Origin of the sequence: Reichenbachiella sp. (assembly GCF_039944555.1) — a bacterium.
Taxonomy (GTDB): domain Bacteria; phylum Bacteroidota; class Bacteroidia; order Cytophagales; family Cyclobacteriaceae; genus Reichenbachiella.
Window position 1 is genome coordinate 338,842 of sequence record NZ_JBDUYN010000016.1, and the last position, 16,267, is coordinate 355,108.

At 39.7% G+C, this 16,267-nt stretch carries 13 protein-coding genes; 2 read left to right on the forward strand and 11 right to left on the reverse strand.

Going from position 1 to position 16,267, the window contains the following annotated elements:
• Window positions 1-82: 82 nt before the first annotated feature.
• From ABJD64_RS23820 to ABJD64_RS23840, 5 genes are all read right to left on the reverse strand, one after another.
• Window positions 83-1,426, reverse strand: coding sequence for a PhoH family protein (locus tag ABJD64_RS23820; protein WP_348181365.1), 1,344 nt, complete (start codon window positions 1,424-1,426; stop codon window positions 83-85).
• 138 nt (window positions 1,427-1,564) lie between these two features.
• On the reverse strand, window positions 1,565-3,403 hold the full coding sequence (locus tag ABJD64_RS23825) for a peptidase M61 (RefSeq protein WP_348181366.1): 1,839 nt from the start codon (window positions 3,401-3,403) through the stop codon (window positions 1,565-1,567).
• Window positions 3,404-3,481: 78 nt separating this feature from the next.
• The gene (locus tag ABJD64_RS23830; protein WP_348181367.1) at window positions 3,482-3,934 is read right to left on the reverse strand and encodes a GNAT family N-acetyltransferase; all 453 of its coding nucleotides are present in this window, start codon (window positions 3,932-3,934) and stop codon (window positions 3,482-3,484) included.
• The gene (locus ABJD64_RS23835) at window positions 3,928-5,526 is read right to left on the reverse strand and encodes a M1 family metallopeptidase (protein WP_348181368.1); all 1,599 of its coding nucleotides are present in this window, start codon (window positions 5,524-5,526) and stop codon (window positions 3,928-3,930) included. The genes ABJD64_RS23830 and ABJD64_RS23835 overlap by 7 nt, the downstream gene beginning before the upstream one ends.
• A gap of 69 nt (window positions 5,527-5,595) precedes the next feature.
• On the reverse strand, window positions 5,596-6,744 hold the full coding sequence (locus ABJD64_RS23840) for a J domain-containing protein (RefSeq protein WP_348181369.1): 1,149 nt from the start codon (window positions 6,742-6,744) through the stop codon (window positions 5,596-5,598).
• A 74-nt stretch (window positions 6,745-6,818) separates the two neighbouring features.
• Here ABJD64_RS23840 and ABJD64_RS23845 point away from each other — a divergent pair, with 74 nt between their 5' ends.
• Together ABJD64_RS23845 and ABJD64_RS23850 are read left to right on the forward strand one after the other, a co-directional pair.
• Window positions 6,819-8,471 (forward strand): VRR-NUC domain-containing protein, encoded by a 1,653-nt coding sequence (locus ABJD64_RS23845; protein WP_348181370.1) that lies wholly within the window; start codon window positions 6,819-6,821, stop codon window positions 8,469-8,471.
• Between the two features lie 298 nt (window positions 8,472-8,769).
• Entirely contained in the window at window positions 8,770-9,300 is a 531-nt protein-coding gene (locus ABJD64_RS23850) for a DinB family protein (RefSeq protein WP_348181371.1), read from the forward strand.
• Between the two features lie 60 nt (window positions 9,301-9,360).
• Here ABJD64_RS23850 and ABJD64_RS23855 read toward each other — a convergent pair whose 3' ends face one another.
• The 6 genes from ABJD64_RS23855 to ABJD64_RS23880 all read right to left on the reverse strand — a co-directional run bounded on the left by ABJD64_RS23855 (window position 9,361) and on the right by ABJD64_RS23880 (window position 16,209).
• Window positions 9,361-9,843, reverse strand: a complete 483-nt coding sequence (locus ABJD64_RS23855) for an Mpo1-like protein (protein WP_348181372.1) — start codon at window positions 9,841-9,843, stop codon at window positions 9,361-9,363.
• Between the two features lie 128 nt (window positions 9,844-9,971).
• Entirely contained in the window at window positions 9,972-10,805 is an 834-nt protein-coding gene (locus ABJD64_RS23860; RefSeq protein ID WP_348181373.1) for a hypothetical protein, read from the reverse strand.
• A gap of 67 nt (window positions 10,806-10,872) precedes the next feature.
• The gene (locus ABJD64_RS23865) at window positions 10,873-11,883 is read right to left on the reverse strand and encodes a hypothetical protein (protein ID WP_348181374.1); all 1,011 of its coding nucleotides are present in this window, start codon (window positions 11,881-11,883) and stop codon (window positions 10,873-10,875) included.
• Complete coding sequence (locus ABJD64_RS23870) at window positions 11,880-13,016, reverse strand: hypothetical protein (RefSeq protein WP_348181375.1); 1,137 nt, start codon at window positions 13,014-13,016, stop codon at window positions 11,880-11,882. Before ABJD64_RS23870 ends, ABJD64_RS23865 begins: the two co-directional genes overlap by 4 nt.
• Before the next feature lie 4 nt (window positions 13,017-13,020).
• Window positions 13,021-14,118 (reverse strand): hypothetical protein, encoded by a 1,098-nt coding sequence (locus ABJD64_RS23875; RefSeq protein ID WP_348181376.1) that lies wholly within the window; start codon window positions 14,116-14,118, stop codon window positions 13,021-13,023.
• Between the two features lie 21 nt (window positions 14,119-14,139).
• A complete protein-coding gene (locus ABJD64_RS23880) occupies window positions 14,140-16,209 on the reverse strand; it encodes a Vps62-related protein (protein WP_348181377.1) in 2,070 nt (689 codons plus the stop codon).
• Window positions 16,210-16,267 lie beyond the last annotated feature (58 nt).

Sequence of the window (16,267 nt, forward strand, 5' to 3'; positions counted from 1 at the left end):
AGTTAATTGAAACTTAAAGTCATTAAGTTATCTCAATTATACCCTTCCTTACATGTTCATTTATACCAACGGCTTCCGTTTATCACAAAAGCTCATTCGCCAAATTAGCTAGTTCAGACCTTTCACCTTTTTCCAAATTGATATTTGCAAAAAGCTCCTGCCCTTGTAAGCGGTCGACCAGGTATGACAGTCCATTGCTTTGTGAATCCAGGTAAGGAGTGTCTATCTGATGTATGTCTCCGGTAAAGACAATTTTAGTATTCTCACCAGCGCGAGTAATGATGGTCTTCACTTCATGCGGTGTCAGATTCTGTGCTTCATCAACAATGAAATAAATGTTCGACAGACTTCGGCCTCGAATATATGCGAGAGGCGTAATCAATAACTTCTCCTGATTGACCATGTCAGTCAATCGTTTGTACTCCTTGTCAGTCTCCTTGTAGTGGTTCTGAATAAATTTCAGATTGTCCCAGAGCGGTTCCATATATGGATTCAGCTTAGACTTGATATCACCTGGCAAGTAGCCTATATCTTTGTTACTCAGAGGTACAATTGGTCTAGCCAAATAGATTTGCTTAAATTCTCTTTTTTGCTCCAACGCACAAGCCAACGCAAGCAAGGTTTTGCCCGTCCCCGCCATACCGGTTATGGCAGCGAGTCTTACATCCGGATTCATCATACTGTGAATGGCAAAGGCCTGTTCGGCATTTCTCGGTTTGATGTTGTAAACCGTTTTCTTCTCTACATGTCCAATCTTTTCAGTAATAGGATTGTAAAAACTAAGTGCAGAATTTTTCGGGCTTTTCAATATGTAGTAGCCGTTGCTATGGAATTCATAGTCCTTCGATATTTTCTTAGGATCTACTTCCCCTTTTTTATAAAGTGTGTCTATGGTAGTAGCAGGCACCTTGTTTATCTCGTACTTGCCGGTGACCAGTTCGGAAGCATCTTTGATCTTACCGGTTTCGTAATCTTCTGCTAGAATTTCTAGCGATTTAGCCTTCAACCTGAGATTGATATCTTTTGAAACTAAAATAACCTTTCTCCCTTTCTCTTCCTTCTTGAGTCGAAGTGTGGCATTCAGTATTTTATGGTCGTTTTTCCGATCGCCGAAAACCTTTTCAGCGTCATACTTCGGCTCCACATCAGAGTGCATGAGTACTTTGAATTTTCCCCTGGTATTTCCATTCAAGGGAATCCAATCCTGAAGCATATGGTCTTTGGCTAAACCATCTAGTAATCGGGCAAATTCCCGTGCTTCGAAATTGATTGTATCGTTTCCTTTTTTAAAATTATCGAGTTCTTCTAGAACAGTAATCGGGATGCCGATGTCGTGTTCTGCAAAGTTCATTATTGAGTCATGTGAAAAGAGAATTACTGAAGTATCAAGGACAAATATTTTTTTCTCACTACCTTTCTTCGCCATTTCAATCTAAGATTAGTTCTTTAGTAAAATGGAAAATTTTACATTAATCTACAAACGAAATCCACGAATATCACAGAAAAAATTATTTCAATTTTTGATATCTAATTAGGCTTGGAATCTAGCCATAACCTGACTAAATTATTTGTTTATCCAAGCCTTTCGAAGTGCAATTTGAGATTCACTCGGGTCCTCTATAGGTACTAATGTTGCCTCTGTAGTTTTATCAACGGCTATAGCTTCTGCTTTAAGTTTGACTTTTTTCAATTTACCTTTTTCATTGACTCTCAATACAACGGCCAAGATTTCATCTCCAACCTGATGCCTGCCAGTAAATGCCTCAAATTCTTCTTCATAATTTTCAATATCTATTTCTACATCGTCAAACTTGTAAATGATATCTCCTTTCTGATAACCCATCTGATGACCAAAAGCATTCATATATTCAACAGATTGGATGGCAAGTCGGTTATCAATGTCATTTACTGAAAAGCTAATGTGACCTAGAGATAACTCACTTTCTGTTCTTTCCGGCTCGAAACGAATACCAACTTTATCTAAAATATCGGTATAGGGCAATGGACTTGTTCCCTCTACATAGTTGGCAAAAAATGTTCGTATCTCCGGAAACGTGAGGCTTGCAATGACATCAAATAATTCTTCGTCTTTAAAAGATTGTGCCTTGCCATACTTCCCTGCTAAATCCCTCATCAGGTCCTGTATTCCGTATTCACCTGACGACAATTCTCTCAATCTGATATCTAGCGCCAACCCGATCAATGCCCCCTTCTGGTAAACATTGCCATATTCAGATTTTGTGCGGTCTAGGCAGTGCAAACTCATTTCTGTAAAAGGTAAACTATCATCAAACTTATCCCTGGATTGAGTGATTTTGCCTAGTATCACGTCCAAATAATCAGCCATTGACATTTCTCCATATTTGACCTGTGCCAGACCCGAAGCATACTCTGTTACCCCTTCGTACATCCACAAATGCTTCGACATTCTTGGATTAATAAAGTCAAAGTCCCCAATCTCTTCAGAATGAATATTTAGCGGGGTAAGTATGTGAAAAAATTCATGAGCCGCAACGTCCCTTATTACCTGACCTAATCTAAAAGGATTGATCTCCGGTAGGCTGAAAAATGACGAATAAGAATGCTCTAGGGCTCCCAATTTGCCCGAAAGGGGATTGCTATCGAATAAATAGATAATGAAGGCATATCGATCTACCGGTAATTCACCAAGATATTGATACTGAGCCTTCAGTGTTGGTTCGATCTGTTCTTTTACAAAAACAGGATCCAATACTTTGTTTGGAGAATAAATCGAAATTAATATTTGAGCTCCGCCCACCTCGAATGTCGTGGTATCAGGTACAGCATACATGATCGGGCCATCAGCCAAATCAAAATAGTTGGCCGCTAAGAAAACATCAGAAGAATCATTTATAGATACTTTTTCGAGAGCGGATGCTCCATACATGCCGTTGGGATAATCCACCTGCACTTCAAAAATGTAGTCCTTCATATCTTGCAAGTACCCAACAAAGCCAAAGGTATTTAGCACAAAGTTTTTGCCTTCTTCAATGTTGGTGCCAGCAGGCTCAAAAATAAAGTTGTCCTTGTCAGAATCGAAGGTATCTTCTATCCAATAAGAAACTGAAGACAGCTCTGTGCTATTCTTTATCAATATTCGATTGTCCGTCAAAAGCTCAGTTTCGAGTTCTTCTCCGATTTTATTAAAAGCCCTGAAGTCTGAAAAGAAACGTCCGAAATCATATATGGAATAAGTGCCCGGAACAATCTTCGGTATACGAAATTCTATTTCATCCTGAGTCACCTTTGGCAAGGTGCAGGTCACCATAACCTTATCGTCAACTACTTCATTGAGATTGATCGTAATCTTATACTTCTCTTGGGCTATAAGGAAGGTATTCAAACCCATCAAAATCACTAATAAGACAGCTTTTATTTTCATTGGTAATTTTTCATATTAAAAATATACTATTGCTAAGGAAAACCAAGGCAGAATTGCACAAACGGTAATTAACCATGGTCAATTCAATTTTTTCTTTATTAAAATGCGATTCTCCTTCGAAGGAACTTTAGTTTCTACTTCTATAATTTCAAACCCGGACTTAAGAGCAAAGAGCAACATGTTTTTATGTCGATTTCGTGTTTTCAGTATCACAGCATCAAAGCCTTGTTCTTTAGCATAATTTTCCTGAAAACTCGCGAGCGCTGCTGCCACTCCCATCTTTCTGAATGCAGGCAAAACGCCACCCATCCAGGAATAAAAAGAGGAATTTCCAAATTTATCATAACCTACTTTAAACCCGGTCAATTCCTTATCTATTTCAGCGACAGCTATCAAGTGGCGCTTACCTTTCAAACGTTGCTCATAAACATCTCTGCCATGAGGGTTATCAAATTCAGGGATAGATCGACTAAGTTGTACCACTTCTTCAATAGAACCCTTTCGTATGTAAATTTTAGAACGGCTCACCATTCAGAAAATTCTCCCAAGATCACATTCATTGGATCCACTATCAACCGATTCGGTTTCTCACAACTGAGCTCAACTCTTTGATTTTTTTCAGAAACGGTGACGCGTTTTATATCGATTCTCTCGTCGTCGTATTTCAGTTTAATGTCCACATCAAATTGATAGGTATAAGTTGTTTTCTGTCGAAAATCGATTAAGAGCTTGCCATTTTTATATTTCCAATAATAATCAACTGAAGGTGTTCCGGGTGTATAAAACCATTGTTCAAAAAAAGATGACAATTCTTCCGGTGATAGTTCATTGGCAATTCCGATAAAATCTTGCGTAGAGGCATTACCAAATTTGTGACGCTCATAAAAGGTGAGCATGATTTTATTAAAAGTATCTTCTCCAATTTTTTCACTTAACATTCGAAGGACCCAAGCTGCTTTTTCATAAACCATCGGATTGAGAATACCCTCCAGCCTTTTGATGTTCGTTTGAACTACCGTCTGCCCGGGAAATCTGAATTGATAGTTTAATACCTTCTGCTCATCTACCTTCAACTTCTTCAGAAATGCTTCCTTTCCCTCGTAATTGAGCACATAATAGTATTCCAGATACGTAGCGAAACCTTCACTAATCCAGACATCCGTCCAATCGGCCTCACTTACTGAATTACCAAACCACTGATGGCCAATCTCATGGGCAATGGTATGATTCATATCCTTATTGCCATTGAGGAGCCTTTCGGGATAAAAAATATTTCCCGCGTTTTCCATCCCTCCAAATTTGGTAGTAGACTCTACTTGATCACATTTAGAAAATGGATACTCGCCAAGCAAATCGTCCAGTATATCAAATATTTGCGGCACATCAACAAAATCATTCAGCGCCTGACTTCCAGGTTTGTCATAGACCCATGCGGTCATCCGATCATTACCTCCCAACTTCTGAGTATTGAACTCGGCAACTCCTATTACCATTATTTTAGAAGGAATAGGGTTATTCATTTTCCAAACCGTTCTTTTAAGCCCGTTCGAAATGAGCTTTTCTTCTCGTTTATCTCCATTAGATACAACATCATATCTTTCTGGAGCAATTACATGAAATTCACACGTGGCTTTTTCTGCAGGGTGATCGATCACCGGCAACCAGCGATGAGCTCTATTAGGCCAATGCTCAGCAAAAAAGGTCCGATCGCCATTTGCATTTTTAGAAATCACTAACCCATTATCAGGTCTGCCTGAATATGAAATATTTAGTAATACAGTATCCTTAATTTGTATCCCACCAGGTGTAAGGATTGATAATTCATCAGATCGATGCGTAAAATCGGTCTCAAGATCATTTAGGCTCAAATAATCCACCTTCATGCCAAAGCCGCTTCTCGATTGGACTGCCAAATCTAAAGTGGTATGGACTGGTATTTCATTTAAATATCTTATCGCAATTTGAGCATCAACCTTGACATAATCTGTAGTGTCATTTAAGACAACTTTGAATTGATAGTGTAGAACGTCAAATGGCTCAACTTGCCTTCTTTGTCCAAAAGACAATGAAGAAATAAGAAAAAGCAGAATTGATAAAATGTGGCCGATCCTACGTAGATGCATTTTGTTTTTTTTTCAAAAATATAACTTATCCCCAATTGTGCACTTATAGTTTTGATCAACGGTAGTAAATTAATCAGATGGAAGGGAAAAATCAGGATTGATCAATTTAGCACTGGCAATGGTATTTCTCATGGCTGATCGCTGTCCCATGGCTCTGAAGCTTTCGGCCTCAATCTGATACTGGAATAAGCTATCCTTCCAAATTTCCTTGGTCCAGGCCACAGCATCAATAGCCTCACGATACTGTCCCAACTTTAAATGCGTCTCCGCCACTTTCATATAAATTTGATAGTGTGATGTGGGCACCATGCTAGAATTGATTACAATGGGATAAGCACTCCCGATGGTCACTTCATATTCTGATGATGCCAAGTCAGCGCCAATTTTGTAGTAGTTTAATGCTTTATCTAAATCTTGCATGCCCTCTTCAAACAACAGGCCCATTTCCAAATAAAAACTTGTTGTACGGTAGCCATACAGATGCATCATTTGAAAGACCTCAAGGGCTTTACCTATTTCTCCCATTCCCTGATAAGCCATAGCTATTTTTTTCAGGTAAGAAATGGTGTTGCTTACAGAATAATCTTTTAGCAGATCATAGTGTGAAATTGCCATTTCGAATTTTCCTTCAGCGAGCAGTCGATCCCCCTTGTCCTTGATTTCAATCAACAATAGGTCCTTGAAATCTCTCATGTCTCTTTCCTCTGGCCAAAAATGGCCCAAGTCACTTAATAAATGTAGGCTTTCGTTGAGATTTCCCCGGTCATGAGCCGTTTTCACCTTAGAGAAAATACTCCTCCTTCCGGCAAGCAACTCCGCCCTCTCACGTGCCCTATACTCATCTGCGATGTACATGCCAGTTTTCATAATAAGAGCTATGGTAAAGGCAAACAAAAAGGCATAAGCTGTAGCCTTCCAATTACTCATCTGTGGCACATAATGCTGACGTGTTTCATGAGAATATCTTCGCCCATAAGTACTATGAACCACCGTAGACGCTACGTTCCCGTATTTCAACATCATGTCATGATTGGATCGTTTATAGGAATTGGAAAGTGTTTGATAGGCTTCATTCACTTGTTTAAAGAGCTCCTCCATATTTTTATCCCCGTCGTGCTTGTCAGGATGATAACTTATAGCCTTTGCCTTGTACGCAGCTTTAATCTCTGCTTCAGTCGCATTAGGAGAAACGCCCAGGATGTGATAGTAGTTGATCATCTCACGGTTTTGCGTGTCAAATAAAACGCAGGAAAATAAAAAAAGGTACTACTTGATCCTATTTTTGCTTTGCAATGGCAAATCAGGACAAGATTGTTTTACCGGAAAAGTACTATTTAGACAATTTTAAATATGTTCTCAACTTTGTAATAGGAAAATATGAGGGGTTGTTATCTCCTTCTGAGATTAATTTTGTCAAAAACTTTCTATCATTATCTGAAGATGCACAATGTCTTTATGTGCGGATAAGCAATAGAAAGGGACAGTTCTTTCGAAAAGAGAAATTAAGCTACGCAGAAATTTCAGATCTTGATTTAGCGCTTAGAGAATTGAAATCTTTTGATTTCGTTGTTAAGAAGGAAGGACTGGAAATTGATGAATGCTATCAGCTACTTGCGGTCTACAACAAACCCGAAATCGTACGATTGATTAATCCATTGGAATATGAAGTAGATAAATCCTTAAAAAAGGATGAGCTGATTTTGAGCTTATTGGAAACTGTAGATTCCATTGACCTACTGGAAACGTTTTACAATGAATCCATTATTACCCAAGCGGTAAAGGAGGAACTGAACATGGTAAAGTTATTTTTCTTTGGCCATAATCACGGAGACATGTCAGATTTTGTAATTCGCGACATCGGACATGCACGGTTTATGGAAATTGATGAATCTCAGCTGGGTACATCGTTCGAATCCAGAGAGGAAGCCGAAGCCGTTATGCAGCTATCACAACTCAATAAGGAATACTATCTCTTAGAAGAAACCTTATCTCCATTAAGTATCTACGATTGGTTCAGTCAGATTGAAATTGGCTATTTTCTTAGTCTGGATAAAGCAAAAAGCAGAGCCGAAAAATTGCTTTATAAGGTAGGCTACCATTTGGAAAGGAATAAGCACTATGATGAAGCCCTTGAAGTGTACCATCTTTCCTCCTCTTCACCATTAAGAGAACGAAGAATTAGGATATACAATAAGCAAAAAGAATTCAAGAAGTCTCTGGAACTCGCTCATCATATCCTGGATAGTCCTAATGACAACAAAGAATATTATATCGCTCAGGACGTTATCAACAAGCTTGACAAGAAGTTAAAAACCACCACAATCCGCCAGAAGGAAGGAATGGTAATTCCAGTAAAACACTCCTATTTACATCAAGTTGAAGATGGAGCCCTGGCTTACTTTGAATCTTTAGGTTTTCGAGGCTATCATTCTGAAAACTCAATATGCCGAAATGTATTTGGTCTTTTCTTTTGGGATGAAATATTTGATCCAAAACACAATAGCCTGCATCAACCCTTGCAACGCAGCCCATCGGACATCTATGAGAAAGACTTCTATAAAAAGCGTAAGGAGGCCATCAAGCAAAAACTAGAGCTTACAAAAAACAAAAATCAATTGGTGAATGTATTGAAAAAGAGTGTCCAATCCTTCACAAATATTTCCAATCCTTTCGTTCATTGGGATGATGATATGATAGAGGGCATGTGGAAGTTTTTATCCTACGTCAAACTTAAACAAATCAAGTCCTTGCTTGCGGAGATGGCCATTGATCCAAAAAACAGATCAACTGGGTTTCCAGATTTATTCGTCTGGAAGGAAAAGGAATATTCTTTTTACGAAGTAAAATCTCCTAATGACCACCTTTCGGAAAAACAGTTGTTTTGGCTTGAAAGATTTGATGAATGGGGAATTCATGCAGAGATTGCTTTGGTCAGTTGGGTTTAGCAAATAGTCATCACCCTAATTGTCTTACGCTTCGGCGACTCACTTAACACAGCTTAGATATTTCATACTTCACAATAGCCTTCAGCCGTTCAGACAAATGATTAGCTACAGGCGTACTTATTCTGCCATTAATAAAATGTGAAAAAATATCGTAGATTACTAACTCTAGACTTTTTCAACCGTTTCAAGAGCTGAACTAAAAAACAAACCGTGAAACCAACTTGCCATCTTATTCTGTATTCGTGAGGATAATTTTGTTATGAGGTTTCCATTCAACAATCAACAAACAAATAAACTTATGAAAAACTTACTTTACATTTTACTAATTATGCCTTTCCTGGCTACCGCACAGGAAACCGCCCAAGTGACCACCTACCAGCAAGAATTTGCAGGTAGTATGAGCTACAGTCAGGGTCAAATCGTTAAACTCATAGGTGCTATTCCTCAGGAGAAATTTACTTGGAGACCTGGCGACAGCGTCAGAAGCGTATCTGAGGTGATCTTGCACATAGCTGGTTCTACCTATGGATTGGCAAGTTCATTGGGCAAAGCTCTGCCTGATGGACTAAATCCTCAAACATTAGAAAAATCCACTACTAACAAGGATGAAATTTTGAAATATGTCAATGATGCTTATGCCTTTGCTACTGCGGCAGTAGCTGATGTCAAAGACGAGCAAATGAACGATATGGTCGAGTTACCTTTCGGCACCTTCACTAAGCGCTCTTTGATTATGATCATCGCTACGCATAGCTATGAACACAAGGGGCAGTTAATCGCCTACACGCGAGTGAATGGCATTACCCCTCCCTGGAGCGGTAGTAACTAATGGAACGAATCAGCAGATAAAACCAAAATCCTTGAATACTAGATATTCAAGGGTTTTTTATTAATAGGGTATTCCTAATTTCTTATAAATGAAGTGCATCAACCAGGCAGGTCCTATCAGCAAAAACTGAACGTCTTTTAAGAATGACGGCTTCTTACCTTCTACGTTGTGTCCGTAAAACTGGCCAATCCAAGCCACGACAAATACGACTATACTTACTAGCCATACTGGTGCAAATCCCAACTGATCTATGAATAATGTGAGATATAAAAAACCCAGCACTGCAACTGCCATACCAGCAAACAACCAGAAAGACAAAGTAAAATAGTAAAGAAGTACAACCACAAGAATAATAGTAGCCCAGTTGAGAAATGGGTTCACCACATTCGGAAAAGCAGAGATTAGAATATCCGTCGGAATTGACCAAAATAGTCCGACTATACTCCAAAAAATCAGTGGGACACATATCCAGTGAATCAATTTGTTGGTCGGATTTTGATGACTTTCACCGTATTCTGAAAGGAGCTGGTCTATTTTTCTCATAGGTCTAATGTTTATTTAGCCTATAATATTAACTATTTTTTACCTGATCATTTGACTCCATAAGAAAGATAAATGTGTTTTATCATTTCGAATAGAGCTAAACCACACGATTCGAAATGACATCAGTTTTATTCTTGCATCAAGGTTTTGATCTGAGCTTTCATCTTGCTTATTTCACTTTTTTGTTCATGTAGCTGATTATTTTGCTCAATCATATGTAGTGTCAACTCTTCAATCTTTTGCAACAGCTTGATATTCATCTCAGCCAGGTGAATGCCTTCAGATTCCATTTCTTTTGCTGAGGCAATTTCCGGCAGGTGCTTGTTTTCTTTTACGTATTGATCAAGCTCTTCCAATGAGGTCAACTCATAGTCCTCTTCAAACACGAAATCGGCTCCTGCATCAACAGATACTTGTACTTCCCGCGAATGGATTTTTCCAGCGACAGTAAGTTTGGAGTCTGGGGTGGTGGTTCCAATACCAATATTACCAAACGAAGTAATTCGCAGTCTTTCATCTACACTTCCATTATTGTTTGTATGAAATGTGAACGCTCCCGAACCACTTGATAGTTTGAAAGCAAAATCATGACCTTCGTCAGCCCCATTGAATCCAATTTTGGCAGCCTCTACCCAACCATCAGTACCTCTTCTGAAATTAATTACTCCAGCGTTCCCTTGTCGACCAATTGCCAAATTTCCATTTACGTCTAGTTGGTAAGCTGGAGCAGAGATGCCTATTCCGACAAACCCATTATTCGCTAACTTTAGTCTTTCTTCGACACTTCCGTTATTATTTGTGTGAAAAGTAAAGTACCCTCCACCAGAATTAACTATTTGTGCGAAGTTCTTATTTTCTTCAGAGCCTGTAGTGACTCCGTAGAAACCAATGCTGGCGGCTCCGTCCCAGCCATTACCTCTCTCAAAATTGGCCTGAGAAGTGTAAGATGGTACTTTATTCATAGTTTGCGCCTTTACCTCAACGCATATTAGAACAATTATTAGGCAAATGATGAGTTTTCTCATTGTTTTAATTAGTTACTTTTTTCTCTAATTCTTCAATTCTTCGATTCTGTTCAATTAGGTGCAACGTCAACTCTTCAATCTTCTGCAACAACTTAATATTCAACTCTGCCAAATGAATACCTTCAGACTCCATCTCTTTGGCCGAGGCAATTTCAGGAAGATGTTTGTTTTCTTTTACATATTGATCCAATTCCTCAAGAGAGGTGAGATCATAATCTTCTTCGAATACAAAATCCGCTCCGGCATTCACCGTAACTTGTACTTCTTGCGAATGGATTTTGCCAGCTACAGTGAGTTTGGAGTCTGGGGTGGTGGTACCGATACCTACGTTGCCGTACCTATCAATGGTCATACGGGGTGTCAGATCATGGTCAGCCTGTTTAGTCAGAAATTGAAGTCCTCCTTCTCCTCCCCATTGATAAAATGACGTAATCGCTCCCAGTTCTAAGACACCATTGCTTGCTTTCTCAGTTCCAAAAGTCAACATGGGATGTTGATGGTTGCTGCCTCCTCTTTTTCCGACGATTCTTAAAACAGATTCATAACCATTATCCGAATTCAGAACCTGATGCACCTCAAGCTGGTTGCCTGGTTCGTTGGTCCCAATTCCAACATTACCATACCTATCAATGGTCATACGAGGCATCAAATCCTGGTCAGCCTGTTTAGTCAGAAATTGAAGCCCTCCTTCTCCTCCCCATTGATAAAATGACGTAATCGCTCCCAGTTCTAAGACACCATTGCTCGCTTTCTCAGTTCCGAAAGTCAACATGGGATGTTGATGATTGCTACCTCCTCTTTTTCCGACGATTCTTAAAACAGATTCATAACCATTATCCGAATTCATAACTTGATGCACATCAAGCCTGTAACCCGGCCCACTGGAACCAATGCCAACATTACCTCCATCATAATAAATAGCGCCATTTCCAGCGGGTGATGGATTGAACGACTGTGCTAAAGCATTTGTACTCCAGAGGAATATGATGCATCCGGTTAGGTATTTAAAACTCATTTTATTTTTGATTTTAGTTTTTCTATTTCCTTTTTCATATCAATCATATGCAGCGTCAACTCTTCAATCTTTTGCAACAGCTTGATATTCATCTCAGCCAGGTGAATACCTTCAGATTTCATTTCTTTTGCTGAGGCAATTTCCGGCAGGTGTTTATTTTCTTTTACATATTGATCCAGTTCCTCGAGAGAAGTGAGATCATAATCTTCTTCGAATACAAAATCCGCTCCGGCATTTACGGTCACTTTTACTTCTTGCGAGTGGATTGTACCAGCTACGGTGAGTTTGGAGTCTGGAGTGGTAGTACCGATACCTACGTTTCCGCTATTCCTAATTACGAAAAGTTCATTCCCATTGTAGTAGGCATTCATTAAATCAAAGTTGTGCCCACCATTCTTCTGATTAAACTTAACACCACTTTCTGACACACCTGCGTCTGTAAACGTAAACTCCACCTGATGATCAGTAAAGTTATTTCCAGACTGTGGCCCGCTAACCAGCAAGCCATTGTAACCGGCGTTGATGTGCAACTTCTGGCTTGGGTTTGAAACACCTACTCCGAGATTGCCCGAGTTGTGAATCACAAAAAGTTCATTCCCATTATAATAAGCATTCATTAAATCGAAATTGAGTCCGTCATTCTTTTTATTGAACTTCACTCCGCTTTCTGACACACCTGCGTCTGTAAATGTAAACTCTACCTGATGATCGGTAAAGTTATTTCCTCCTTGAACTCCATTTACCAACAGGCCATTGTATCCCGCATTGATATGTAACTTTTGACTTGGGTTACCGGTTCCAATACCGACATTGCCATCATGTTTTATTCTGAACCTTTCAAATGTACCTGAGGCGTTCCTTAGACTTATTGCAAAATCACCATGTACGCCTGCCCAGTTGTTATTTAGGCTAAGTCGACCTACTCGAGGATTGGAATCAGCTTCATATGACAATCTAAATCCAGAGTTTTGAGCAGCAGTTGCTGAAAAGGTCAATGATGTGGTTCCCGACCATCCACTTGTGACAGAAGTGTTCCTCAAGAGCGCATTTCCCGTTTCATCCAGAACATGCTGGGAGTAAACGGTCAGATATGTAAATATTGACAAGATTAGAATTGATACTTTTTTTTTCATTTTATTATTTGTTTGAGACGTCCTTTTCTAAAGCTTCTATACGCTGCTGCTGTGAAAGCATTCTTACATTTTGATCTTCAATTCTTCGATTCTGGTCAATCATGTGCAAAGTCAACTCTTCGATCTTCTGCAACAGCTTAATGTTCATTTCGGCCAGATGGATTCCATCTGATTCCATTTCTTTGGCAGGAGCAATTTCAGGGAGGTGCTTGTTTTCTTTTACATATTGATCCAGTTCTTCGAGAGAAGTGAGATCATAATCTTCTTCGAATACAAAATCCGCTCCTGCATCAACAGTAACTTTTACTTCCTGTGAATGGATTGTACCAGCTACAGTGAGTTTGGAGTCGGGGTTATTGGTTCCTATACCCACTTTCCCATTCGATTTGATATTGAAATGTGCATCATCCCCTGAAGGGCTAAACCAAATTCTATCCGTTGCGATTAGACCTCTTGCAGTAAAACTTACAGGATTACCAACTCCAGTCGAAGGACTCGATATGAATATAGTCCACCGCTTTCCGTTGCCGTCAAAGTCCAAATATCCTGCTCCGGGAATATAAGTTGAAGTATTGTTTGCAGAATATACTGCATTACCCTGAGGGTCTCCGCTCCCCGTATATTGTGCGTTGATCATCCATCCTGCCCCTTTGCCATGACCAGTAATCAAATGCTCTGAGGTCACATTGTCCGTACCTCCGATTTGTCGGAATCGACCGTATCCTGATATCACGGCATTGCCATCAATTTCCAATTTTTCTAACGGATTCTGTACACCAATTCCGAGCTTGCCGGGAATGTAAATGGCATTTTTCCCATCATCTCGCCCCAGTTGCATGGGAATACCCGAGTATCCTGAACCTGCAATCTGGAATCTGAATTTATCGTCATTTTTAGCTATCATCAATTGAGGATTAGAGCCCAACCTGATAACTGACTCTATACCCACACCAACATGTAGCAAAGCCGAAGGGTTGGTTAGACCAATGGCCACGTCTCCTCCATCGTAGTGCATGGCACCATTTGAATTTGTACTCCATTGAGCAAATGCAAATGTGAAAGGAAAGACAAAGAGAAATGAAAGAATAATTGAAGTTTTCACGATTTCTGATTTAGGTTAATATTATTGTTTCAAGACTTTACTTTCAAAGACCGGAACGCCTCCCTGAAATACTCGAATCAGATAGAGCCCTTTTTCGTGTCTGGAAAGGTCGAGGTCAAAATAAGGTCCATCCATTTGTTCGATCCGGAAATTTTCAATTATTCGTCCGGAATAGTTAAAGACTTCTGCTCGTATGTTAGTAAAGCTGCTGCTCTTCTCGTTGGCAACCAACCCTATTTTTACTTCTCCGGTGGTCGGGTTAGGATAGAGTTGGTAATCGGTGAGAAGAATGGGTTCTGGAACTTCTTTTGTGCTTAAAGAATCAGGTAAAGATCTTGCGTTAACTGGTTCACAAGGAATGCTAACAAATCTCGTTTTATCAAAAAATCCACAACTATTATTAATTTTAGCTGTGAGATGGCCTCCACCTCCCCCTTCTGTTCCTACAAGATTAGCATAAGGTGTTGAGCCATATTCAATAGTTATTGAATTACCTGTAACACTCCAATCTACAGAAGTCAAAGATTGCAGAAAAGAGGGGTCAAAGTCCAGTTCGGCCTTTCCGCGACATTGCCCTTCTCTGTTAAAAGTAAGAGTTGCAACATTTGCATTTGGAGAACCCAGCCAAATATTTTTTAAAGGTATACTATAATCAATATCATAACCTGGATATTGTACTCTCACCGTAGCAGCAATAGTCGCTGCACCTGTATTTGAGTTTCTATCTACAGTTAAGGAACCATTTGCCGCAATTGAAGCAGTAAAGGAACCTTGAGTATTCCAGGTAACCTCTTTGGGTCTGACAGTGGTTATTTGATAGGTAGTTTCTTCATCACAAACGTTGGCCGCTCCGGAAATTAACTGAGGCAGAGGAGAACCTATTGTATATCTGGAATTGTTAGGCCCAGGTCTGGACGCTTGAGCATTCCACACATTCCAGTTTGTCTTAGGTCCTACGGGGCCTTCGGGGTTAGTTCCCCATCGTCCTGTAAATCCCAACCAACTTGGGTTAGTTGCTTCTAATGCCGTGTTTTTGAATTCAGGACTTACTTCTACTATTTCATATTTACCATCTTCCCACGTCCTGAAGATTGGGCCTCGGTCGCAATAGTCCAAAACTGGAAGTACGGGATGGTTATAACCTCCGTCATTATACATAGCATGCGATTCATTCGCTGAATAAATCACAGGGTGGCCCTCTTCCCAAGCTAAATCCTCATACGTGTATTCATTCCAATCTCCATGCGTAGAGGCAAAAATTCGAAGAAATTCTCCATTACTGTCCAGCATTACTCTAACCGTCTCCCAATCTCCTTCGTGCGCCGAGAGCCTTCCTCCTCCTTGATCACCATTCCATGGATAAAAATAATGGTACTGAATTTCTATGTCATCATTCAAATAAGGAGCATCCTGAAAATGAGTTCTTCTTATATGTATATAGGCTTTTGCACCATCCAGGTTACCAGCACGATCAGCCTGATCTATTCGAAACAAAGAGTAAGGCGTGCCATTGTAGTAAGGCAAATGAAGCTGACTTGCGACATATTCAGCAGGTAATGGAGCATGCCAATAAGTCTCTGGATAAAAAGTCTGCGTAAATCTCTCATTTTCACAGTCCGACGATGCCTGTATTTCAGGTGTTAGCTTAATATCCCAACAATACTCATCGGTGATTAGTGTTCCAAATGTACAATCATAACACCACTTTTCTTCTTCTATCAATGTCCCAATTTGGGATCTATCTAAGTACCACTCTACAGAACTCATGTGGTAATTTTCCCTTGTACTATGATAAATTTTAGGAGCATACTTCGTAGCCAATTCTTCCAAGGCGGGGCGGGTCTGGCTACAATTCAAGCTTGGTTTGAGACTGAAGCCATCTTTGCCCACAAAGCCGGGTTTTAGAGAAACTGAGCCTGTCTCCAAATAATGATAAGTAGCATCATAAATTGAAGTCAACTCAGTGCCATCTTTAAACAGCCGCCTTTCTCCACAGGGCACTTCTTGAGCAACAACGACAGGGACAGTGAGTATATAAATCAGGATTGCCATTACTTGGAATAGCTTTTTAGATTGATTAATAGATTTCATTGTGGTGATATTTTGATATTATAATTTTTGGAGAACTAAAATCTCCCGTTCAAAATAA